Origin of the sequence: Paenibacillus ilasis, assembly GCF_043195395.1 — a bacterium.
GTDB classification, from domain to species: Bacteria; Bacillota; Bacilli; order Paenibacillales; family Paenibacillaceae; genus Paenibacillus_AQ; species Paenibacillus_AQ lautus.
In genome coordinates, this window is record NZ_JBHDJG010000003.1 from 137,527 (window position 1) to 158,620 (window position 21,094).

General features: G+C 50.8%; 18 protein-coding genes and 1 pseudogene. 12 read left to right on the forward strand and 7 right to left on the reverse strand.

All coding sequences use genetic code 11. The annotated features are described in order from the left end of the window. Positions 1-11: 11 nt before the first annotated feature. Both ACETK5_RS24900 and ACETK5_RS24905 read right to left on the reverse strand, forming a co-directional pair. A complete protein-coding gene (locus tag ACETK5_RS24900) occupies positions 12-1,925 on the reverse strand; it encodes an ATP-binding protein (RefSeq protein WP_394058477.1) in 1,914 nt (637 codons plus the stop codon). Positions 1,926-2,121: 196 nt separating this feature from the next. Next, positions 2,122-3,573, reverse strand: coding sequence for a SulP family inorganic anion transporter (locus ACETK5_RS24905; RefSeq protein ID WP_100540725.1), 1,452 nt, complete (start codon positions 3,571-3,573; stop codon positions 2,122-2,124). A 343-nt stretch (positions 3,574-3,916) separates the two neighbouring features. Here ACETK5_RS24905 and ACETK5_RS24910 point away from each other — a divergent pair, with 343 nt between their 5' ends. The 4 genes from ACETK5_RS24910 to ACETK5_RS24925 all read left to right on the forward strand — a co-directional run bounded on the left by ACETK5_RS24910 (position 3,917) and on the right by ACETK5_RS24925 (position 6,594). Next, on the forward strand, positions 3,917-4,621 hold the full coding sequence (locus ACETK5_RS24910; RefSeq protein ID WP_100540724.1) for a hypothetical protein: 705 nt from the start codon (positions 3,917-3,919) through the stop codon (positions 4,619-4,621). Positions 4,622-4,903: 282 nt separating this feature from the next. Next, positions 4,904-5,080 (forward strand): hypothetical protein, encoded by a 177-nt coding sequence (locus tag ACETK5_RS24915; RefSeq protein WP_164817244.1) that lies wholly within the window; start codon positions 4,904-4,906, stop codon positions 5,078-5,080. 94 nt (positions 5,081-5,174) lie between these two features. Then, positions 5,175-5,567 carry a hypothetical protein gene (locus ACETK5_RS24920; protein WP_100540723.1) on the forward strand — a complete coding sequence of 131 codons (393 nt, stop codon included), beginning with the start codon at positions 5,175-5,177 and terminating at the stop codon, positions 5,565-5,567. 304 nt (positions 5,568-5,871) lie between these two features. Beyond that, complete coding sequence (locus ACETK5_RS24925) at positions 5,872-6,594, forward strand: peptidylprolyl isomerase (RefSeq protein WP_100540722.1); 723 nt, start codon at positions 5,872-5,874, stop codon at positions 6,592-6,594. Between the two features lie 171 nt (positions 6,595-6,765). Here the strand turns inward: ACETK5_RS24925 and ACETK5_RS24930 are convergent, their stop codons facing one another. Further along, positions 6,766-8,898 (reverse strand): class I SAM-dependent methyltransferase, encoded by a 2,133-nt coding sequence (locus tag ACETK5_RS24930; RefSeq protein WP_394058480.1) that lies wholly within the window; start codon positions 8,896-8,898, stop codon positions 6,766-6,768. A gap of 175 nt (positions 8,899-9,073) precedes the next feature. On the opposite strand from ACETK5_RS24930, the gene ACETK5_RS24935 reads away from it, so the two are divergent. The 3 genes from ACETK5_RS24935 (at position 9,074) to ACETK5_RS24945 (ending at position 12,169) form a co-directional block, all read left to right on the forward strand. Then, positions 9,074-9,793, forward strand: a complete 720-nt coding sequence (locus ACETK5_RS24935) for a 3-ketoacyl-ACP reductase (protein ID WP_100540720.1) — start codon at positions 9,074-9,076, stop codon at positions 9,791-9,793. 237 nt (positions 9,794-10,030) lie between these two features. Next, a complete protein-coding gene (locus ACETK5_RS24940; RefSeq protein ID WP_394058482.1) occupies positions 10,031-10,954 on the forward strand; it encodes an AEC family transporter in 924 nt (307 codons plus the stop codon). Positions 10,955-10,987: 33 nt separating this feature from the next. Continuing rightward, positions 10,988-12,169: a MalY/PatB family protein gene (locus ACETK5_RS24945; RefSeq protein WP_326117164.1), complete on the forward strand. Its 1,182-nt coding sequence runs from the start codon at positions 10,988-10,990 to the stop codon at positions 12,167-12,169. Between the two features lie 189 nt (positions 12,170-12,358). Here the strand turns inward: ACETK5_RS24945 and ACETK5_RS24950 are convergent, their stop codons facing one another. Beyond that, positions 12,359-12,886 (reverse strand): hypothetical protein, encoded by a 528-nt coding sequence (locus ACETK5_RS24950; RefSeq protein ID WP_100540717.1) that lies wholly within the window; start codon positions 12,884-12,886, stop codon positions 12,359-12,361. A gap of 173 nt (positions 12,887-13,059) precedes the next feature. Here ACETK5_RS24950 and ACETK5_RS24955 point away from each other — a divergent pair, with 173 nt between their 5' ends. From ACETK5_RS24955 to ACETK5_RS24970, 4 genes are all read left to right on the forward strand, one after another. Further along, entirely contained in the window at positions 13,060-13,653 is a 594-nt protein-coding gene (locus ACETK5_RS24955) for a M15 family metallopeptidase (RefSeq protein WP_127589599.1), read from the forward strand. Between the two features lie 546 nt (positions 13,654-14,199). Continuing rightward, on the forward strand, positions 14,200-14,586 hold the full coding sequence (locus ACETK5_RS24960) for a GntR family transcriptional regulator (RefSeq protein ID WP_100540715.1): 387 nt from the start codon (positions 14,200-14,202) through the stop codon (positions 14,584-14,586). Beyond that, positions 14,576-15,454: an ATP-binding cassette domain-containing protein gene (locus ACETK5_RS24965; protein WP_394058485.1), complete on the forward strand. Its 879-nt coding sequence runs from the start codon at positions 14,576-14,578 to the stop codon at positions 15,452-15,454. The genes ACETK5_RS24960 and ACETK5_RS24965 overlap by 11 nt, the downstream gene beginning before the upstream one ends. Further along, positions 15,451-16,179 carry a Tat pathway signal protein gene (locus ACETK5_RS24970; RefSeq protein WP_394058487.1) on the forward strand — a complete coding sequence of 243 codons (729 nt, stop codon included), beginning with the start codon at positions 15,451-15,453 and terminating at the stop codon, positions 16,177-16,179. The genes ACETK5_RS24965 and ACETK5_RS24970 overlap by 4 nt, the downstream gene beginning before the upstream one ends. An 86-nt stretch (positions 16,180-16,265) precedes the next feature. Here ACETK5_RS24970 and mmsB read toward each other — a convergent pair whose 3' ends face one another. From mmsB to chvE, 3 genes are read right to left on the reverse strand one after another with little or no spacing between them, the layout of a single operon-like run. Beyond that, entirely contained in the window at positions 16,266-17,432 is a 1,167-nt protein-coding gene (gene mmsB / locus ACETK5_RS24975; RefSeq protein WP_326115416.1) for a multiple monosaccharide ABC transporter permease, read from the reverse strand. A 2-nt stretch (positions 17,433-17,434) separates the two neighbouring features. Next, entirely contained in the window at positions 17,435-18,967 is a 1,533-nt protein-coding gene (mmsA, locus tag ACETK5_RS24980) for a multiple monosaccharide ABC transporter ATP-binding protein (protein WP_326115417.1), read from the reverse strand. Positions 18,968-19,008: 41 nt separating this feature from the next. Further along, positions 19,009-20,094, reverse strand: a complete 1,086-nt coding sequence (gene chvE / locus ACETK5_RS24985) for a multiple monosaccharide ABC transporter substrate-binding protein (RefSeq protein ID WP_394058489.1) — start codon at positions 20,092-20,094, stop codon at positions 19,009-19,011. A 557-nt stretch (positions 20,095-20,651) separates the two neighbouring features. On the opposite strand from chvE, the pseudogene ACETK5_RS32500 reads away from it, so the two are divergent. After that, positions 20,652-21,065 (forward strand): annotated as a pseudogene (locus ACETK5_RS32500) (transposase); the annotation flags it as partial. Positions 21,066-21,094 lie beyond the last annotated feature (29 nt).

Consider the following 21,094-nt stretch of genomic DNA (forward strand, 5'->3'; position numbering starts at 1 on the left):
CTCTCTCGAATTTATACTTCCCCTTCCTGCGAAGCAGGTATGGACGGAAAGCGGATAATAGCCTCGGTCCCGCTTCCTTTTTCACTAACAAAATGAATGGTGCCACGCATTGCTTCGATGATTCGAAAGGTAACCATCAGGCCGAGCCCCGTCCCTTTGGACTTATTGGAGAAGTAAGCCTCGCCCAGTCTCTCAAGATCCCCGGCGTCCATCCCGATGCCGTCATCTTTGATGTGAATGACCACTTCTTCACCCTTGGCATAGGCCCATATGCGAATAACCCCTTCTCCATCCAGTGCTTCTATACTGTTCTTGACGATATTAATCATCGCTTGTTTGAGTTTGGAAGAATTACCGGTCATGTATAATTCCTTCGCGTTATCCAGCTCGATCGAGCCCCCGCTGAGATTGGCAAGCGGCAGCAGGATGCCTTTCACATGCTTGAGCTCCTCATACACATTCAGCTTGACCTCATTCTCCAATTCTGGCTTAGCAAACGTGAGGAAATCCGTGATGATCCCCGAAGCCCGGTCCAGCTCCTTCAGCGCCAGGCCAAAATACTCCTTTTCCGCCTGCTTGGAATTCTGTGCCAGAAGCTGCATGAAGCCGCGTGTCACTTGCAGCGGGTTTCGAACCTCGTGTGCAACCGAGGCGGCCAGCTCGCTGATGATCTCCATCTTCTCCGATCGCTGAAGTTCGTTATTAAACATCTCCAGCTTTCTGGAATACTGCAGCACTTGCTCATGGCTGCGGACGAATTTACGGCCCAGCATGACAATCAGGGAGACAATCAGTCCGATGATGCCCCATTTCCATAGAACGAAATGATATTGCCCGTCATGGTAATAAAAAGCCGCAAGATCTCCGAGCGTCGCTAACGCCATTATCCCGAAGCCAACAGAAAAGATATAAGCGTCCTTGTTCCGCTTGGAAGCATACAGAATCGTGGTACCGACCAGCAGCAGCATTTGCAGGATAACCAAAATGCCCAGGATCTTTACCGAAACAAAATAGTAGATCTCGTAAAATGAATGATGGCTGACAACATGGGCAACTAGAAATATCAGGCACATTCCGGAGTAAGCTATTTGAAATCTTCGGCAGTAGCGAATGACTCGATAGGGCCCGGGACCATATATTTTCTCAAAATAGTAATACAGCGCCGGCAGCACGGCGAAGAGTGAAATATCAAACACCGAGACCCACACGCTGCCTAAGTCTCCATAGAACGTGTATAGGAATGGCGAATACGTAATAAGCATAGCCCCGCTTGCCAGAATGACGACACTAAGAGACAACCAGCTGGATACCGTATGCTTTGGCAGGAATAAGCAGCAGAAGAACATGACCACCGCGATAAACATAAACGAGCTGCCCAATATGAAATCTTCCAGGTCATTCTTGATAAAATTTCCACGCAGATGCTCATATTCGCCAAGTATAATATCGCCATCGATACCTAACGTCATATCCCTGACGCCGTTTGTCCATAAATAAACGGTCTTACCAGCATCATCCGGATGGACCGGAAGCAGAAGAGAATGATCCGTATACATATAGTCTCGTTTGGCTTCATACACCTGTTCGTCATCCAAAAAAGCCAAAACATCCTGTCCCTTGAAGCGGTCAATCATGATGGCCGAATGTTTCCAAGGGAGAGCGGGCAAAGTAAAACGATTCCATGCTGAATACACCCCATCTGACTTTGGGGGTTCCTTCTTGCCTGATATTCCCGCCAACCAACTTCCCTGCAGGTTGACCGGCGAAACAACATCCCGTTGTTCGTCATCCCACATAAACTGCCAATCAGGTATCACGGTTTGAGAATTCTTTGCGTCCGATTTTCCCGGTGATATGATCGATATAAGCAGCAGCAGCGGCACCATCAGCAGAAGCAGGAATATGTATTTGGGCATATCCTTCATCTTGTCAGCACCTCTAACCGTCTATAGTCAATAAAAGTACGCATCTTCTCCATCCAGATGATTCGACAAACTTCGTGTTCATTTACAATCAATATAACATGAAACGTCTGTTCCGTTTGTAAAATTTTTATTACATAAAGGCAAAATGAAAAGGGATTGCCCTTAACCCTAAGGTTAAAAGCAATCCCTTACGTTTCTAGTGTGTGGAGCTTGAAGCAAGGCCGACTTTATCAACCATCCGCTGACTTTCGTCGTTCAACCCCACGAGCGTGACGGCTTTACCCGCTTCCTTGTACTTATTCAATACCTTGGAAATGGCATTTGTGGCTGACTGATCCCATACATGGGATTTGGAAAAATCAATCACGACATGCTCAGGGTCCTCATTCACGTCAAACAGGTTTATAAAATACATCATCGTTCCGAAAAATAACTGCCCCCGGATTTCGTATATCTTCGTACCGTTTGGCTGAACATGCGGTACCGCATGGATTTTTGCCATTTTCCAGCCGAAATTCAGCGCGCTTAAAATAATACCAATCATGACCCCGATGGCCAGATTATGCGTTGCCACCACGATGATTACCGTTGCCAGCATGACAATGGCATCACCTAGCGGAACACGGTGAAGCGTGCGAAGCGATCCCCATTCAAACGTACCGATCGAAACCATAAACATAACCCCGACAAGCGCTGCCATCGGAATTTGTTTCACGACATCGCCGAGCACAATGATGAGAAACAGCAGGAACACACCGGACACCAGCGTTGATAACCGGGTGCGCCCCCCCGATTTCACATTAATCACCGTCTGTCCGATCATGGCGCAGCCGGCCATGCCGCCGAAGAACCCAGTGATCACGTTGGAAACACCCTGACCGCGGATTTCGCGGTTCTTGTCGCTTCCGGTCTCCGTCATCTCATCCACGAGCGACGCCGTCAGCAGCGATTCTGTCATCCCGACGACGGCAAGAGCCAGCGATATGGGCAATATCGTCATGATCATATCCAAGCTGATGGTTACATTCGGAAGGTGGAAGAACGGAAGAGCCTGCGTAATGTTGCCCATATCCCCCACCGTTTGCACAGGAGCTTTGAACCACACCGCGATGATCGTCATCACGATGATGGCAACAAGCGCCGAGGGAACCGCTTTGGTAACGAGCGGCAGCAAATAGATGATAAGCAGTGTTCCGACGACCATCAAGTACATGGGCCACGATTCGCCCTTGAAATTCGGAAGCTGGGCCAGAAAAATAATGATGGCCAGGGAATTCACGAACCCGGTGATGACCGGCTGGGGAACAAACGTAATAAACCGCCCAAATTTGAGCGCCCCCATCAACAATTGCAAGATTCCTGTAAGAATGGTTGCCGCATACAAATACTCGATGCCGTGCATCGCCACGAGCGGTCCCATTAAAGATGCCATAGCCCCTGTCGCTGCGGAGATCATGCCGGGACGTCCGCCGAAGAATGAAATACTGACAGCAATCACGAAAGAGGCATAGAGTCCTACCATGGGATCGACGCCAGCCATGATGGAGAATGCGATTGCTTCCGGTATGAGAGCGAACGCTACCGTCAATCCTGACAAAATATCCCTGCGTGTGTTGCCAAAGAAGCCTTGTTTAATCCATTGAAACAAAGTCCTGATCACTTCCTGTTCTATTGTAGTTGTTTGACAATCCACTCTCAGGATTGTCCCGGTCCGATAGTCACTTTTTCGATTATAACGGGATCATTTCAAAATATCATTATCTAATTTAGCGGATCTATTCCACGAAATCATTCATTTTCTCCAGTTTGTGTTGGATTTCGTCCCTTTTTCTAATTTGAAAATTTTCATAATACGGCAAATGACAGGGAAAGATAGAACTTGTTTGGTTTTATCATAACCTGAAGGTACCCACGATTCATTCTTGATTCAGCGGGTAAAGTCGATGTATAGAAACCTATTGTGTTTGAACTCAAGGAAGGAGATGGACCCTATGCGAGACGAAAACAATCGGAATACGCTGGCAGACTTGACATATTTGGAATTCGAGGCCAAACGGAAAGTCGAGGATACGGATATGATTCCGCAAGATGATCTGAGAGACGTCAACACCTACACGGAGCAAAGCCTTAGCAGCGAAGACGCGGATCATATCGCGTACGATCAGAATGAAGCGGCACCTGCGGATGCGAAACCGGAGGAACGTTTGAACCCGGATCACAGCGCCATCGATGCATGGGAAGCTACCGGCGCCGATCCCGATCAGCGGACCATTGCCGATGAGAGAAACTTTTCCTTATCACCCTCAGGGCAGGCTGAAGCAGACCGGATAGAAAGGGATCGACCCGTCGATGAAACCTACATGCGCGATGTCGCAGATGATGTAACGGATCGGGAATGGCGGGCCATCGAAGGTGAACCCCCTTCTCGCCCCGGAGACGAAATAATAGGCCAATATTCCGGCGACACGGAGCGGCGCCTTGCAGCTGACGCTTCATTAACCGGCAGCGGGACTGCGTTTTTAAACCAGGACATTTTCAAAGATTACCCGTCCGGAGAAGATGAGTACCAGCCGCTGGAGGATGTACCGGATGCGGACGCTATTGCGGCTAATAGCCCGGTGGACCCCGCCGCCCCGCCAACGGAACAGATGCACGGTACCGATCTACTGAACGGCAGCCATGGTGAGGACGACTAAACCTGCACAAAACCCGCCTCTCCTAATAGGAAGGCGGGTCTTTTCCTTATATGGGTCCGATCCTCTATTTTCAAAATAGGATATCCAGCCAGCCGAGAAGTGACATCCACAGCAGGATGCCGATCAAGGTACCCCATATGAGTGCTGTTAATATGTTTCCCTTTCTTTCCATGCCTACGCCTCCCATACAACATCTTTTATAGTAAAACAGTATGGGTCGAGCTATCAGTTCTTATACTAGCCCTACATTTCAAAGACTAGATTTAATAGGAGGAACAGCCAATGAAGAAGCATTCTGACGAGAACCCACGTTTAGTGACCGAACGCGACATTGATGAGGATTTCGGTCTGTTTGTTGAGGATTCATATCCGGACAGTATTCCGATTCCCGACAGCATCAAACACGAGAAGCCGGATGGCAGTGAAACGAGCAACCGCGGAAACTCTTCATCTTCCTGATCCTTCACGCCGGATATGCGAACCTCTACGTTCACCCATGTCATACCTTCCAACATACACTACACCATACGACCCTGGAAGGATGATGCTGAATATGAAAGGATTGCCGATCCATCCCTGCGGCCATAAAATCACGCTGCAGCAGCGACTGGCCTCTTTAACCGGTCATCTGGTAGAAATCAACGCACCGAACACGGGTTTGGAACCCGGACGTTTGCAGCGGGTATTCCCCAAAAATTTCATTAAGGTTCAAGGCGAGCTTTTTGTGCCGTCCAGTCTCAACTCGGTTCGGGTATTTGATGTCAAGCCGCCGGTCAAAACGATGCTGGTCGGTGTGCGGACCACCTTCCCTACCCGCGGTGCCTTTAACCGGATTCGTCTGATCAGAATCGGAGCCGATTTTATTGAATTACTCGCCAAGGATAAGAACCGTTCCCGGATTCTGCTCCCTTTAAACAAAGTGGAGGGCATATTTCCGGTGAAGTAGAGACAGTTAAAAGTCCCTTTCCCTTAAGCTTCCAGACTTGCGACAAGTCCGGAGGCTTATTTTTTGATTATAGATGCGGGCTGAACCCAACTCGATCATCGTTTTCAGCGAAGCTGAATCGATTCTATAATCGCAAGGAAAACATCCTCCAAACGCAGTCTCGCCTCTGTGACATTTTTTCGATAACGTTTTCTTAATGTATACTCCGCTTTTTCGATTTTCAGTACTTGTCCAACCTGTGATAAAATATGAAACAGATGAAACACTTAAGGCTTGATAAGGAATTACACAGGAGGAATCAATGATGTTGAAACGCAGAACACGCTGGATGCCCGCCCTATTCGTCATCCTTGCGCTGCTGCTCGTCATGACGGCATGCGGTCAGAATGACAAGGGAGCCGAAAGCGGCGCAGGCGGCGGAACGGGCTCGACGAACGGGGCCACAGCACCCGAAGCGGAACCCCCGAAGGAGACCGAGGTTAAGCAGAATGTGCCGGACCCGAACGCCAGCCACCCCATTGTCACGATTGAAATGGAGAACGGCAAAACGATAAAGCTTGAGCTTTATCCGGAGGTCGCGCCGAATACGGTGAACAATTTCATCTCCCTAGTGGAACAAGGATTCTACGATGGGACGGGCTTTCACCGCGTCATCCCCGGCTTCATGATTCAGGGAGGCGACCCTGACGGTAACGGAACGGGGGGACCCGGCTATGCGATTCCCGGCGAATTTACGTCCAACGGCTTTCAGAATGACCTGAAGCATACAACAGGCGTATTATCGATGGCCCGGGCACAGGATCCAAACTCCGCCGGATCGCAATTCTTCATCATGGTGGCGGATGCGCCTTCCCTGGATGCTCAGTACGCATCCTTCGGAAAGGTAATCGAGGGGATGGAAACGGCTGAGGAGATCGTGGGTTTGGAGCGGGATCAGATGGATAAACCGCTTGAGGTTCCCGTCATGAAGAAAGTGACGGTCGATACGCTTGGCAAGGATTATCCGGACCCCGAGAAGCAGGAATAGCATCTTTCGGATAATCACCGCATCGGAAGTTTTGGCAATGGTGCGCATCCCGGATCACTTGTGAACACAGTGACATCGGCAGGTTTAACGACACAAACAAAACAAGGACCTGTACGCGGAAACGAGCGTACGGGTCCTCTTTTTTTAAGATACAGCCTATTATTGTCCCTTTTAGGAATGTGCCGGCTTCTCGATAACATACAAGCAAGTGCTGTCAGGCAGCGTCACCTGCTTCCCTTCTTCATCCATGAATTCAATGCGATCAGCCAATGCCTCGGCATATCCTTCCTGCAGATAGTGCTGCTGCACGCGGATGATCGCCTCGGGACCTAGCGTCCTGCGTATACACTCTGCATACTGCGTAGGCGTGAAGTAGCCGAACTGCTCCTGCACCTCATGAACATAGGCTTCAGCCCCCCAAGTATAGGTATACAGGAACTCCATGGCATCGTTTACGGGCATGCGCACTTCCGTCTCGGCCAGCTGCTCGTATGTTATGACCCGGCCCTTGAAATCCGAGGCATACCGGGTCAGCCATTCCAGCCCGTCCGCCTCCCGGAAGCGAATCCTTCTCCAAATGTTCCCGGGCTCGGTCATAATCCCGTCACGGATAATGATACGGCCGCCGGGTGCAAGCACCTCGTAGGCACTGGTCAGCGCGGCCTCCACAGTGGCGGTATTGAAGCGGGATCCGTCCATCTCAATATACGAATACAACTCATGCAAGATCGAGGAGAAGATGACCGTATCGACACTTCCCGGCTTCACGTAGTCCCTGAGATTCAGCGCGTCCCCCTTCATCACTTCCCATGTTTTATGCTCCAGGCGTTTGCGTTTTTCCAGCGCTTCAATCACGTTCGAGGAGATATCGATCCCGACGGGACGCACATGCGGCAGTCGTTCCTCGATCAGGTCAAGCAGCACCCCGCCCCCGGGACCGATATCCAGCACCGCCGTTCCCGTGATATAATCCAGAATCACTTTTTTGTAATCTCCCGTGCTGTTCATATCGCTCAAGTAACTCTCTTCGTTATGAAAGCGGTCGTAAGCATCTCGGCGCAGGCCGAACAGGTCAAACAGGAGCAGAACCGCTTTCTCATAGAGCGGCGACTTCTCCGCCTCGATGCAAAATTCAATTAATTTCTCCGCCGCTTGCGAGAATTCGAAGGTAAAGAATACCGTATCCGGCAGCTCCGGCTTCCATTCGATCCGGTGGCTCAGATGCGGATTGGTCATCACCGGCCCATGAAGGCAAGCCTCCCAATCCGTTTGGCGCAAATATTGCTCAATCATTCTCTTCTTGTATACGTTCAGCTTCTTGACGCCTTTGTAATCGTAATACATATCGTTCATCAGCGGCTCAAAGCTTAAGTGGCTCACCGAACCCGGCAGCAGCTGATCTCGTGGCGCCTCCGCAACTTGCCGATCCGGATCCCTCTTCTCCGTATGGAGAGCAAGCAGAAGAACCTTCACGAACTCATTCAACGAGAAATCCTGCAGGGCAGCTTCCACATACCAGAGTGTCATATCCTGAAATCCATGCAGGGCAGCTGACAGATCACTCTGCTCACGAATGCTTTGCAGCTGCTTATCGAAGTCTTCTCCCCGGGCAATCGAAGCGGACCGAAGACGGCGCAGCCGTTCCTCGTAAGTCCACCGATCCGGTACGGTCCCTTGGGCAAGATTGCGGATAAGCTGAGTTATTTCTTCCTGAACGGAATGCCAAAGCTCCTCCGATACGCCACCGATGATGCAGTGATTCAAAGGGATTAGCAGCCGGATCAACTCCTCTGAGGTCAGCCGTCCTTCCTCCGTAAGCTTATGCAGCGGCAAGTTTTCTTTGAAGGCGACTTCCCCCCGAATGTGTTGCCCGAGCAGTCCATGGGTAAGTATGAGTGTGTGTACCATCTCTTCATGCGGAGACATGGTTCCATTACGGTCCCGGACATGTCTCTCGTATAGCTGGGCGGACCCGATATTATGAAGGAACAAGTTGATACCCGACTGCTGCCAGCGGAGACGTTCCCGCATGGTTCCGCCCTTGGCCGTTTCCGCCCACACCAGTACTTCTTCCAGCAGTTCTTTGATCCAATAGGAAACAGGCAGCGAATCCAGTATCTTCAATGTCCGTTCTACATAATCCAGCACGGGATTTGCATGGGCCAATTGACCGATGGACGTAATCCGTTCCAGATTCACGATTCGTTCTTCGGCCGATACCAGTTTCATTAACCATGGATGCCCCTTGGCAGCCGCTTCATCCCCCTGCCGAAAAGCGGTTATGATGTCCAGTGCGTGCAGCATAGGTTGTTCCTCCACTTCCTGAAATAATGATGAACACGTTTATGTATGTTTTTTCGCTGCTACGATTATAACAAATTCCTGTCGATGGATCGCAAGCATTTGGTAGCAGCCGATGTTACAGGGTATACTGGTCAACGAAGCCATATTTTTTATTGATGTGAAGGAGTGAGTGTACATGAGCCTGAAAAATAAAACAGCCCTCATCACGGGTGCAGGTAAAGGGATTGGACGTGCTCTGGCGATTGCTCTTGCCAAGGAAGGCGTGCACGTTGGGCTTGTCGCCCGTACGGCAGCCGATCTCGAGCCGCTGAGCGCCCTGATTGTTGAACAATATGGTGTCCGAGCCGTGGCCGCAGTTGCCGACGTTTCCGTGCAAAGCGAGGCTGAGGCTGCTTTTGCAGCGGTAAACATGGAGCTGGGCTCGGTGGACATTCTGATTAACAATGCAGGCATTGCCCAGTTCGGCAATCTGCTGGAGATGGAGCCTGAAGCCTGGAAACGTATCGTCGACGTGAATCTGATGGGGACTTACTACATGACGCGCGCAGCACTGCCCGGCATGATCGAGCACAACAAGGGAGATATCATCAATATCTCTTCTACGGCCGGAGAACGCGGATTCGCCACGGGCTCTGCCTATAACGCATCTAAATTTGCCGTTATGGGACTGACCGAAGCCGTGCTGCAGGAGGTGCGCAAACACAACATTCGCGTGACCGCGCTGACCCCAAGCACCGTTAATACGGATCTTGCCGTCAATGCCGGCTTAAAAATCGGCGACGAGGATCGGATGATGCAGCCGGAAGACGTGGCTGAGCTTGTGCTTGCTGCGCTGAAGCTGCCGCAGCGGGTATTTGTCAAATCCGCCGGGATTTGGACGACCAACCCGCAATAATGACGCGTCGACAGACGTTCCTATTGCTGTAGCCATTCAAGGGTGTTCCCTGGTCATCGACCAAGGGAGCACCCTTTTTGCGTACAGCCCGGGTATAAAGCGTGCCAGCAACAATTGTTCTTTTTTCCATACGGAATCAAGTGTCAACCATCCTTTGTCATGATATAATGACATGGCGTCATACGACAGCCAGATATATACCTTAAGCTACACTCATGGAAAGAAGATGACAACAGCATGATCGCCGATATTTTACTTGAAGTGGTACTTCCCATCTTTGTCCTGATAGGCTTTGGCATTATTATGCAATATGCTTTTAAACTCGATTTGTACACACTCGCCAAAATCAACTTTTACTACATTACGCCCGCAGCCGTATTTATGAGTATGTACGAGTCCAAGATGTCACCGCAGCTCCTGGGCATGGTGGCCTTATTCTATGCGCTCTATATCGGCGTCCTCTATCTGATCAGCATGCTGGTTGCCAAACAGCGCAAGTTCAATCGGGGGATGAGAGCTGCTTTTACCAACAGCCTTCTGCTCGATAATTCGGGAAACTACGGCCTTCCGATCAATGACCTCGCCTTCAAGGGAGATCCGATGGCCGGCTCGGTACAAGCGCTCATCATGTCTTTTCAGAGCCTCCTTACGTTCACGTACGGAGTTATTTCCATTCAGGGAGCCAAGACGGAAGGATTATACAAACAGGCCATCATCGGATTCCTAAAAATGCCCGTTCCCTATGCCCTAATCATCGGCATTGTGCTGAATGCCCTGGCACTGCCGCTTCCGGTCTTTATTTCGCAGCCGTTGATGTATGCGGACCAGTCCATGGTAGCGATTGCTCTGCTGACGCTTGGCGCACAGATCATTAAATATCCGCTCCGCCTGCGTCGACTCGATGTTTACCTCAGCGTACTGCTGCGTCTCCTGGTCGCGCCAGCCATCGGCATTCTGATTGTGCTGCTGCTCGGCTTAAAAGGTATCCCGGCTCAAGCGCTCATCATCGCTTCAGGCATGCCGGTTGGCGTAAATTCATCCATTTTGGCGGAAGAATATCAGAATGAGCCTGATTTTGCTGCACAAACTGTCCTTATATCGACCATACTAAACGTAATTACGATTACCGGCTTAATCACATTAGCCAAATTTGTAGCTTAACGCTAACTCATCTTTGCTAGGAGGAATTTACATATGAATTTTGATCTTGCGATAAACCGAACCTGTACCGACTGTCATAAGTGGGATAATGTTCCCACCGTCTTCGGCGTGCCGGATGCGCTTCCGATGTGGGTGGCTGACATGGATTTTGCCGCGCCACCCGCCGTTATCAAGGCGCTCCATCAACGGGTGGAACATGGCGTATTCGGATATACGTTCCCGTCCGACTCTTACCGTGAAGCGATTAGCGACTGGATGAAGAAACGCCACAGCTGGAGCATTCAGCAAGAGTGGATTCAATTCTGTCCGGGTGTCGTTCCGGCACTCAGCCTTATCGTGGATGCGTTCACCGAGCCGGGCGATCAAGTTGTCATCCAGACGCCGGTCTATCCGCCGTTCTATAGCGTCGTTCAGGACCATGGCCGTGAGCTGGTGCATAACCCGCTTCTTCTAAGCGAAGAGGGGGATTACTCGATGGATTTCGAAGACCTGGAGAAGAGTTTTTCTACGGGCAAAGTCAAAATGATCATTCTGTGCAGTCCGCACAACCCGGTGGGCCGGGTGTGGACCAGAGCAGAATTGGATCGTCTGGCCTCCCTCTGCCAGCAATACGATGTGCTTGTTGTATCCGATGAAATCCATGCGGATCTGTTGTTTGAACCCGGTGCGCATACGCCATTCGCCGCGCTGTCCGAGGATGCCGCCGAGCGTTCCGTCATCTGTACCGCACCTAGCAAGACGTTTAATATCGCCGGTCTGAACACGGCAAACATCATCATCCCGAATGAGCAGCTGCGCAGCAAGTTCCGCAAAATATTGAACCGATACGCCATCGGCTCCATTACACCGATGGGTGCCGCCGCTACCGAGGCCGCTTACCGCGAAGGCGGACCATGGCTGGATGAGCTTCTGGTTTACATCCGCGGGAATATGGAGCTGGTTTCGAATTACGCACAGGAGCATCTGCCCGAGCTGAAGGTGGTTATTCCGGAAGCTACTTATCTGCTGTGGATTGATTTCCGGGGAATGGGCATGTCCCACGAAGAGTTAAACCGCTTCCTGGTTCAAGAGGCGAAGCTTGGATTAAACAGCGGCGCCGCCTTCGGCAAGGAAGGCGAAGGTTTCATGCGCATGAACTTGGCCTGCACGCGCGCCACCGTTCAGGAGGCGTTGTCCCGCTTGCACAAAGCCATCGAGGTATGGCGGAAAGCGTAAGACATAAGCTCAATCATAAAAGGAGCCGCGCTATATGCGCAGCTCCTTTTGTATTGCTTCTTATATGACGACAGAGACCTGTCGGGATGACATCTGTATGTAATCCAGGTACGACTGTAAATCGGATCTGCAGCTTCGGTCATTGTTCGTTAAACTGTTATCCTGTTCCGTACCTCCGATCAGGCAGTCTTACATCATACTTCCGCTGTCGTCCGCACCTGAAGTCAGCCCCTCCGTCGTTACGGCTCCATTCAGACTGTCACCAGTCGCCTGTCCCCGCTCCATCTGATAACCTGCGTCCAGCATCGAGCCATCCAGCTGATGAAGCTGTTGGCTGACTTGGTCCATCTGCTGGAACAGCTGACGATGTTGATAAGCTTCGGCGTACTCACTCTGCTGCATGGTCTCGTCCATTTGCTCGAATGCCGTTTTGTTATCGCCCAGCACTTGGCGGTACTGATCCGCCGTAGCTGTTCGGATATCCTGCACTGCGTTCATCATCCCATGCAGGACCATCCGACAATTCACCAATTCCTGCCGGACGGCAGAAGAAGTTTCAGGCGTAACCGCAGCCTGGGCGCTTTGAAGCTCGGCTTGGATCTGGCTGAGCTGGCTTACGATCATCCCGACTTCGTTCATTCCCCCGTTTTGCGCTGCAGTAGTCAATTGGCCCGATAGCTGGTTGAGTCTCGTCGACATATTTTGAATATTGCTCATTGCAATTCCCCCTTTACCGGATAACGTCCATTTTATGAATAGGATGTGATAAACCATGGATTGCTATTCATGTCGTTATCTGGTCAGAAGATCACGTCTGTTGGAATACGGGGCGGGATGCCGATATAATAGAGTAAGCCATCATATGAAAGTAGGTAGATTAAAGAGTCCGCATGATCAAACGCAAAAAAACGACACTTTTCCTAATTGCTGCCTTATTACTCGCTATATTTTACATGCAGCTGCAAACCGCCATACCGGGATTCATCAATGATCTCGATTTTGATTTTAATAGCAAAGAAACCCCTGAAATCTCCCAGCTCCACCCGTATGTATTACAGCAAAAGAATGAGCTTGTCCGTCTCACCAAGAAAAAAGGGATCACCATCATTATAACGGACGGTTACCGCAGCCATGAAGAGCAGACCCGCATCTACAATCAGGGCCGTAGCACCGAGGGCGACATTGTGACGAATGCCAAGGCTGGAGAATCCCTCCACAACTATGGGCTTGCGATTGATTTTGCGCTAAGACTAAAGGATGGCAGCGTCATCTGGGATATGGAATATGACGGGAACGGAAACGGAAAGGCCGATTGGATGGAAGTTGTGGAGATTGCCAAAGGCTTAGGCTTCCAGTGGGGCGGCGATTGGGCCAACTTCCCGGATTATCCGCATCTGCAGATCGATTTCGGACTGTCGATTCGTGATTTGAAACGAGGAAAGCTCCCTCCCATGGACGCTTCCGAGTATTCGGAAGCAAAGTGAGATGCTATAGCAATTTGCAGAACTCGATAGGTATGGTATGTCCAGTTAAACGCAGCCTGAACCCATAATAGAACATTAACGGACACCATCGACGTTATTTACGACTTTATGCCATATTCTCAGAATTTAACGGACACCAAAGTCGCTATTCTAATAAAAATATAGTATATATCCGCTTATAGCCGTAAATAAGAGATCCCCTGTCCGTTACGGAGAGAAGAGCGCCTGTTTTTAACGAACTAACGTATACTGAGTCCGTAAGAATTACTGGAATTTTGGTATTACGCATCGTCACGTTTTATTGGAAATCGAGGTTCGCATACGTTAGTTATATTCAAAAATATGACTTATACGCATCCGCGTGTAGATGAGGTCAACCAGATCATGCCTGGTTGGCCTTTTTTATCGTTGTTCTCTGCAAAAGCGTCTTGATGGATTCGTGACAAACAACCAAATGCTTGACATTCCATTCACCTTTTGGTTATATAGTCATATATATAAGCATATAACCTTAGCAGGACAATGAAGGTAAGGCGGTGATTCTTATTGAGCGGTACCGTGCATCCAGATAATAAGCCCCTGTTCATCCAGATCAAGGAGAAGATCGAGGACCAGATCGTCAATGATCTACTGCTTGAAGGTGAACAGGTTCCTTCCACGACGCAGCTGTCCCAATTTTACAAAATCAATCACATCACGGTGTTAAAGGGCATCAACCTGCTGGTGGATGCCGGACTCATCTATAAAAAGCGAGGTGTCGGCATGTTTGTTGCTGAGGGGGCCAAGGAAATGCTGCTCCGGACCCGAAAGAGCGCATTTGCGGAACATTATGTGGTGCCTATGGTACAGGAAGCGGACAAACTCGGTTTGTCCACGGATGAGCTTTTTCAAATCATAACCCAGTTAAAAGGAAGTGATCCCCATGAATCTTGATGTACAGTTTGACCGCATATCGGTGACATACGACAGCGTCGAAGCCGTCCGCGATATTTCCTTACGTCTCCCGGCCGGCAAAATTTACGGTCTCCTCGGGCGCAACGGCGCAGGTAAAACCTCGCTTCTCTCTGTTCTTGCTTCATTTCGTGAAGCCTCCTCGGGGTCGGTTACGATTGGCGGCGAGCAGCCCTTCGAAAATGCCAACATCATGAGGGAAGTCTCCTTCATCTACGATGTCGACTATAAAGAGGAGACCGACAAGGTCAAGGCAGCAATTGAATCCGTAGCCAGGTACCGGCCTCATTTTGATACGGGTTATGCTCTTGAGCTCGCCCGCAAATTCAATTTGCCCCTGGATAAACAGCTGAAGGAGCTCTCCAAAGGTATGCAGTCCGCTTATAACGTATGTATCGGTCTCGCCAGCCGGTCGCCGGTTACCATTCTGGATGAAGTTTATCTCGGCATGGATGCGCCGTCACGCGAGATTTTTTACCGGGAGCTGCTGGAGGACCAGGAGCGCCATCCCCGTACGTTCATTCTTTCCACCCACCTGGTATCGGAGATGGATTATCTGTTTGAAGAAGTCATTATCATTCACAAGGGTCGGTTCGTGCTGCAAGACGATTATGAAAGCCTCACGTCCCGGGGAGTATCCATTACAGGCCCCGCGGCAAAGGTAGACGAATTCATCCGAGGCATGAAGGTGCTCAACGTGCAGCAGCTCGGTTCCACCAAGGCCGTCATGGTCTACGGAGAATTAAGCGAGGAAGCTCAGCTGGCCGCACATCGGGCGGGACTTGAGATCGGGCCGATCTCGCTCCAGGACTTGTTTATCCATCTGACGGGGGAGGAATATTCAGCATGAAGAAGACGTCATCTGCCGTAACCAGAGTATCGACGGACATGTTTATTCATCAAGGCAGCTGGGCCTTGGGATTTCTATTTGTTGTGCTGCTGATCAATATTGGAGTCGGCATCGGTACCAGCATGGGTGTCAATGTTCGCGCAGGAATCGCAGAGGAGGATTTCTTCTCTATCACTTACCGCTCAACCAAAGGATTTATGCTCGTCATCGGCATCATTTCGGCCTACGGCTTTCTGAGCTATTATGTGAGACACGGGATTACGCGCAGGGATTTCTTTAAGGGAGCCGCATTGGCGGCCGTCTATCTATCATTGGCCTTTCCAGTCGTGGTGGGTCTGGTCAATTGGATCATCGGGATGGTTACCCCCCATGATGCCAGCAGCACCTTGCTGCTGCAGAAGTTCGATAACAACTGGCTGCTGATACTTGTCTCCTATGGCGTCCAAATCTTTATCTACTATTTGATGGGATGGATGATTGGATCCGGATTTTACCGGTTTGGCTGGATCCGCGGCTTGGGATGGATCGCCGTAGCCCTCGTGTTGATCGGTTTCATGGATGCATTATGGCAATTCGAGCTGGCTTCCATATGGGAACAGTGGCTGCCGGTCACGACAACCCTTTCCGTCACGCTGCCGATCTCTCTTGCAGGCTCCGCGGCCGTCATTCTGATTGCACTTTTTCTGATTCGGCTGATCACCCGAAAAGTCACGATCAAAATGTAATATATACGCAAAATAAATGGCTGATCCATGGGTAACAGCATCTACCCCGGAATCAGCCATTTTATTATCTAACGCCATCGTTTATATTAAGCGGCGCTGCTCTTCTTCTTATTATAAATGTCGAAGGCTACTGCAGCGAGGAGAACCAAACCCTTGATGCCTTGCTGCCAGTCGATGCCGAGACCTACGAGCGACATCCCGTTATTGAGGACGCCCATGACGAGACCGCCGATGATCGCGCCGAAGACCGTCCCGATCCCGCCGGTAGCCGAAGCGCCGCCGATGAAGCTCGCCGCGATGGCATCCAGCTCGAAGTTCGTACCGGCTCTCGGCGTCGCCGCGTTCAAGCGGGCAGCAAAAATCAAACCGGAGATCGCGGCCATAACGCCCATATTGACGAATACCCAGAACGTGACCTTCTTGGTTTTCACGCCGGACAGCGCCGCCGCTTTCTCGTTGCCGCCAAGCGCATAAATATGACGGCCCATCACGGTTTTGTTCATCACGAAGGAATAGATGATAATGAGCACCAGCAGCAGAATCAGAATGTTCGGCAGACCGGCGTAACTGGCCAGCATGAACGTAAAGGCATTGATCACCGCCGCGATGAGCACCAGCTTCAGGAGGAACAAGCCGCTTGGCAGAACGTCGAAATTGTATTTTTTATGCGACTTTCGCTCCCGCAGCTCATTGATCAGGAAAATAACCGTAAAGACGATGCCGGCCAGAATCGCGATCAGATTAGTGCCGGTGTTACCGAAGTCCGGAATGAAGCCGGAGCTCAGCTTCTGGAAGCCTGAAGGAAAAGGCGCAATCGATTGACCTTCCAGCACAATCATGGTTAGACCGCGGAACAGCAGCATTCCCGCAAGGGTTACGATAAAGGCCGGTATCCTCACATAAGCAACCCAGAAACCCTGCCAAGCACCGATCAGACCGCCGACAATCAAGGATACGATAACGGCAATGACCGGATGCAGCTGCATATCGACCATCATGATCGCTGCCACAGCGCCGACGAAGGCGGCCACCGAACCGACCGACAAATCAATATGACCCGTAATGATGACAAGCACCATGCCGATGGCCAGTACGAGGATGTAGCTGTTCTGGAGAATCAGATTCGTGATGTTGATCGGCTCCAGCAGCAGCCCTCCCGTAATGATCTGGAAAAATATCATAATGACAACAAGGGCGATGATCATCCCGTATTGGCGGATGTTGTTTTTAAACATTTTTTTGAGTGTCTCCATGCTTAAGCCCCTCCATTCTTGGTCATGTATCTCATCAAGGTTTCCTGCGAAGCCTGCTCTCTGCTAACTTCTCCGGTCATCCGTCCCGCGCTCATGACATAAATCCGGTCGCAGATCCCTATAATCTCCGGCAGCTCCGAGGAAATGACAAGCACAGCCTTCCCCTCATCCGCCAGCTGGTTAATGATCGCGTATATCTCATATTTGGCCCCCACGTCAATCCCCCGCGTCGGTTCATCCAGAATCAGAATGTCCGGCTCGGCGTAAATCCATTTACTCAGGACAACCTTCTGCTGATTCCCCCCGCTGAGGTTCCCCGTCTTCTGGAGAATGTTCGGCGTTTTGATCTTAAGCTTCTTCCGCATATCCTCCGCCACGAGAATTTCTTCCCGATCATTGATGACCATGTTCTTCGCCAGCTTGGACAGTCCGGTAAGCGAGATGTTGCGCTTGATATCGTCCATGAGGATCAGCCCGTATTCCTTGCGGTCCTCGGTCACGTAAGCAAAGCCGTTATCAATGGCCTCGGTGATGGATTGATTCTGGATTTCCTTCCCGTCTTTCCGGAGCGTTCCGGTAATATTCCGGCCGTAAGCCCTGCCGAACATACTCATCGCCAGCTCGGTCCGACCGGAACCCATCAGTCCGGCAATGCCCACAACTTCCCCCCGGCGGATATTCATGCTCACGTTGTCAATGACTTTTCGGCCTGCTTGCAGCTCGTGATACACCGTCCAATCCTTAACCTCCAGGATGACCTCCCCGATCTTCGGGGTCCGCTCCGGGTAGCGGTTCGTCAAATCCCGGCCGACCATGCCGCGGATGATCCGGTCCTCGTTCACCTCGCCGCCTCTCATATCCAGCGTTTCAATGGTCTGGCCGTCGCGCAGAATCGTAATGGAATCCGATACCTTCGACACCTCGTTCAATTTATGGGAGATCAGGATGCAGGAAATTCCCTGCTTCTTGAACTCCAGCATCAGCTCCAGCAAATTCTCGCTGTCGTCCTCATTGAGCGCCGCCGTCGGTTCGTCCAGAATAAGCAGCTTCACCTTCTTGGATAAGGCCTTCGCAATTTCGACCAACTGCTGCTTGCCGACGCCGATGCTGCCGACCTGCGTGTTAGGGTTCTCGCTGAGCCCCACCTTATCCAGCAGCTCTTTGGCTCCCAGCATTGTCTCATTCCAATTCATGATGCCCTTCACGGCACGCTCGTTCCCCAAATAAATGTTCTCGGCAATCGACAGATAAGGGATCAACGCAAGCTCCTGATGGATGATAACGATGCCCAGATCTTCGCTTTGCTTGATATTTTTAAATTCGCAGACGCTGCCTTTAAACAAAATATCTCCCTCATACGAGCCGTGTGGATACACGCCGCTCAGTACTTTCATCAGCGTGGATTTGCCCGCTCCGTTCTCCCCGCACAGGGAGTGGATTTCGCCTTCGCGAACCTTCAGATTCACATGGTCCAGCGCCTTCACCCCGGGAAACGCTTTCGTAATGTTTCGCATTTCAAGAATGTACTCTGACATCTGGCTTCACCTTCCTATCGTTTCGTGTTCGCTGCTTAAGACTATTTCAATCCGATTTCTTCCTTGGAATAATAGCCCGTCTCCACAACCTCTTTCTCCACGTTGGAAGCATCAACGGATACGGGAGGAAGCAGATAGGCTGGCACGACCTTGATGCCGTTATCGTACGATTCGGTATCGTTGACCTCGGCCTCTTCTCCCTGCAGCACGCTCTCCGCCATCTTGACCGCTTGTTCGGCGAGCTGGCGCGTATCCTTGAACACCGTCTGCGTTTGCTCACCGGCCACGATCGATTTAATGGAAGCTAGCTCCGCATCCTGACCCGTGATAATCGGCAGCGGCTTGGCCGCCGTCCCGTAGCCTACGCCCTTAAGCGAAGAGATAATGCCGATGCTGATCCCGTCGTAGGGCGACAGCACTGCATCCAAATTTTCGCTCGAATAGTTGGCACTGATCAGGTTATCCATCCGCGACTGGGCCAAAGCCCCATCCCAGCGCAGGGTTGCAATCTGGGCCATCGTGGTCTGCTTGCTCCGAACCACAAGCTTGCCTGAATCCATGTAAGGCTTCAGCACGGACATCGCGCCGTCATAGAAGAAGTAAGCATTGTTATCGTCCGGCGATCCGCCGAACAGCTCAATATTGAACGGCCCCTTCCCTTCCTTCAGGCCAAGCTTCTCTTCAATATAGGAGGCTTGTTGAACGCCGACCTGGAAGTTGTCGAAGGTGGCATAATAACTCAAATGCTCGGTGTTTCGAATCAACCGGTCGTAAGCGATAACCTTAATTCCCTGATCATGAGCCTTCTTGATCACGTCTGTCAGCGTGTTACCGTCAATGGAAGCAATGACGATGACGTCGACCCCTTTCGTAATCATGTTCTCGATTTGGGAAATCTGGTTTTCAATCACGTCCTCGGCGAATTGAAGATCGGTTTTATATCCTTTTTCCTGAAACAGCCGCTCCATGTTCTTTCCGTCAGCCACCCAGCGTTCAGATGATTTCGTTGGCATCGCAAGGCCGACGTATCCCTTCTCAGCATCGCCGGTTTGGCTTTCGGCGAGGTTGCAGGCCGTCAGGGCCAAGAGCAGCACCGCGATCAGCAATCCTGGCAATCCTCTCTTCATCGGTAGTTCCCCTTTCCGAAAAATGGAATCGAGAGCGCTTACAACCCAAGGTTCGAAAAGCCTCTCTGTACTACAAAGGATACCTCCCAACGGGTGGAGGGGTCTTTCCACGAAAACAACCTTTTTTATAATTTTCATACTTTTGTTGTTCTGGGATTCACGCGGTATGTACAGGGCTGCATAACTTTCCGGCTCCGTTCACACCATGCCCCAAGCGGTTGCCGACATCCAAAAGGGGGAGTCCCAAAAGATCTTAGATCTTGCGAGAGGCCCCCTTGGTTGCTGTTAGAAGACGCTCCATGTACGAATCGTTCCTACCATCGCTGTTGCCCCCACATTTCTTGGAATGGTTCTGAGCAAGGACGAAATATGGAGGCAAAGGCGAGCGCTGACGCTTGTCCGGAATCGATTCGTCCTCTCCGCTACGCCGTGCAGATTGCTTACTTTTTTAGACGCAAAGAAACCGTTCCTTGGTAAATGGAGGTGTCACCCAAACCACCATTTACGTAAAGAACGGTTTCTTTTGTACAATCAATATACCATGGACCAATTCACCAGACGACCGAATCTTTGTAAGTGCCTATCCCGGCGGCGGTCGAGACTGCTACCATCCCAAGATGCTGACCAAAGTTTATCGTCTACGCTTACACACAACGAATTTACTCTTCTTGCCAGATCGCCAATGCCGTCCGCGTGCGCGAGAATGTCATGTTCATATGGATTGCCGGGAGACAGCGTCCAGATTTCCGCACCATCAATCGCTTTCGTTCCGAGCGTATGAAAGACGTACTGAGAAGAATCTTCACGAGCGTGCTTCAGTTTCTCGCCCAGGAGAATTACGTCAATTGGAACATTATTTTGTGGACGGCACCGAGATCAAAGCGAATGCCAACCGCTATACGTTCGTCTGGGGCAAAGCGGTCGTCAAGCACAAAGCGAAGCTCCAGGAGAAGGTCCAGACATTGTTTTCACCATCGCCCCCACTTCAAGATCCTCGCTC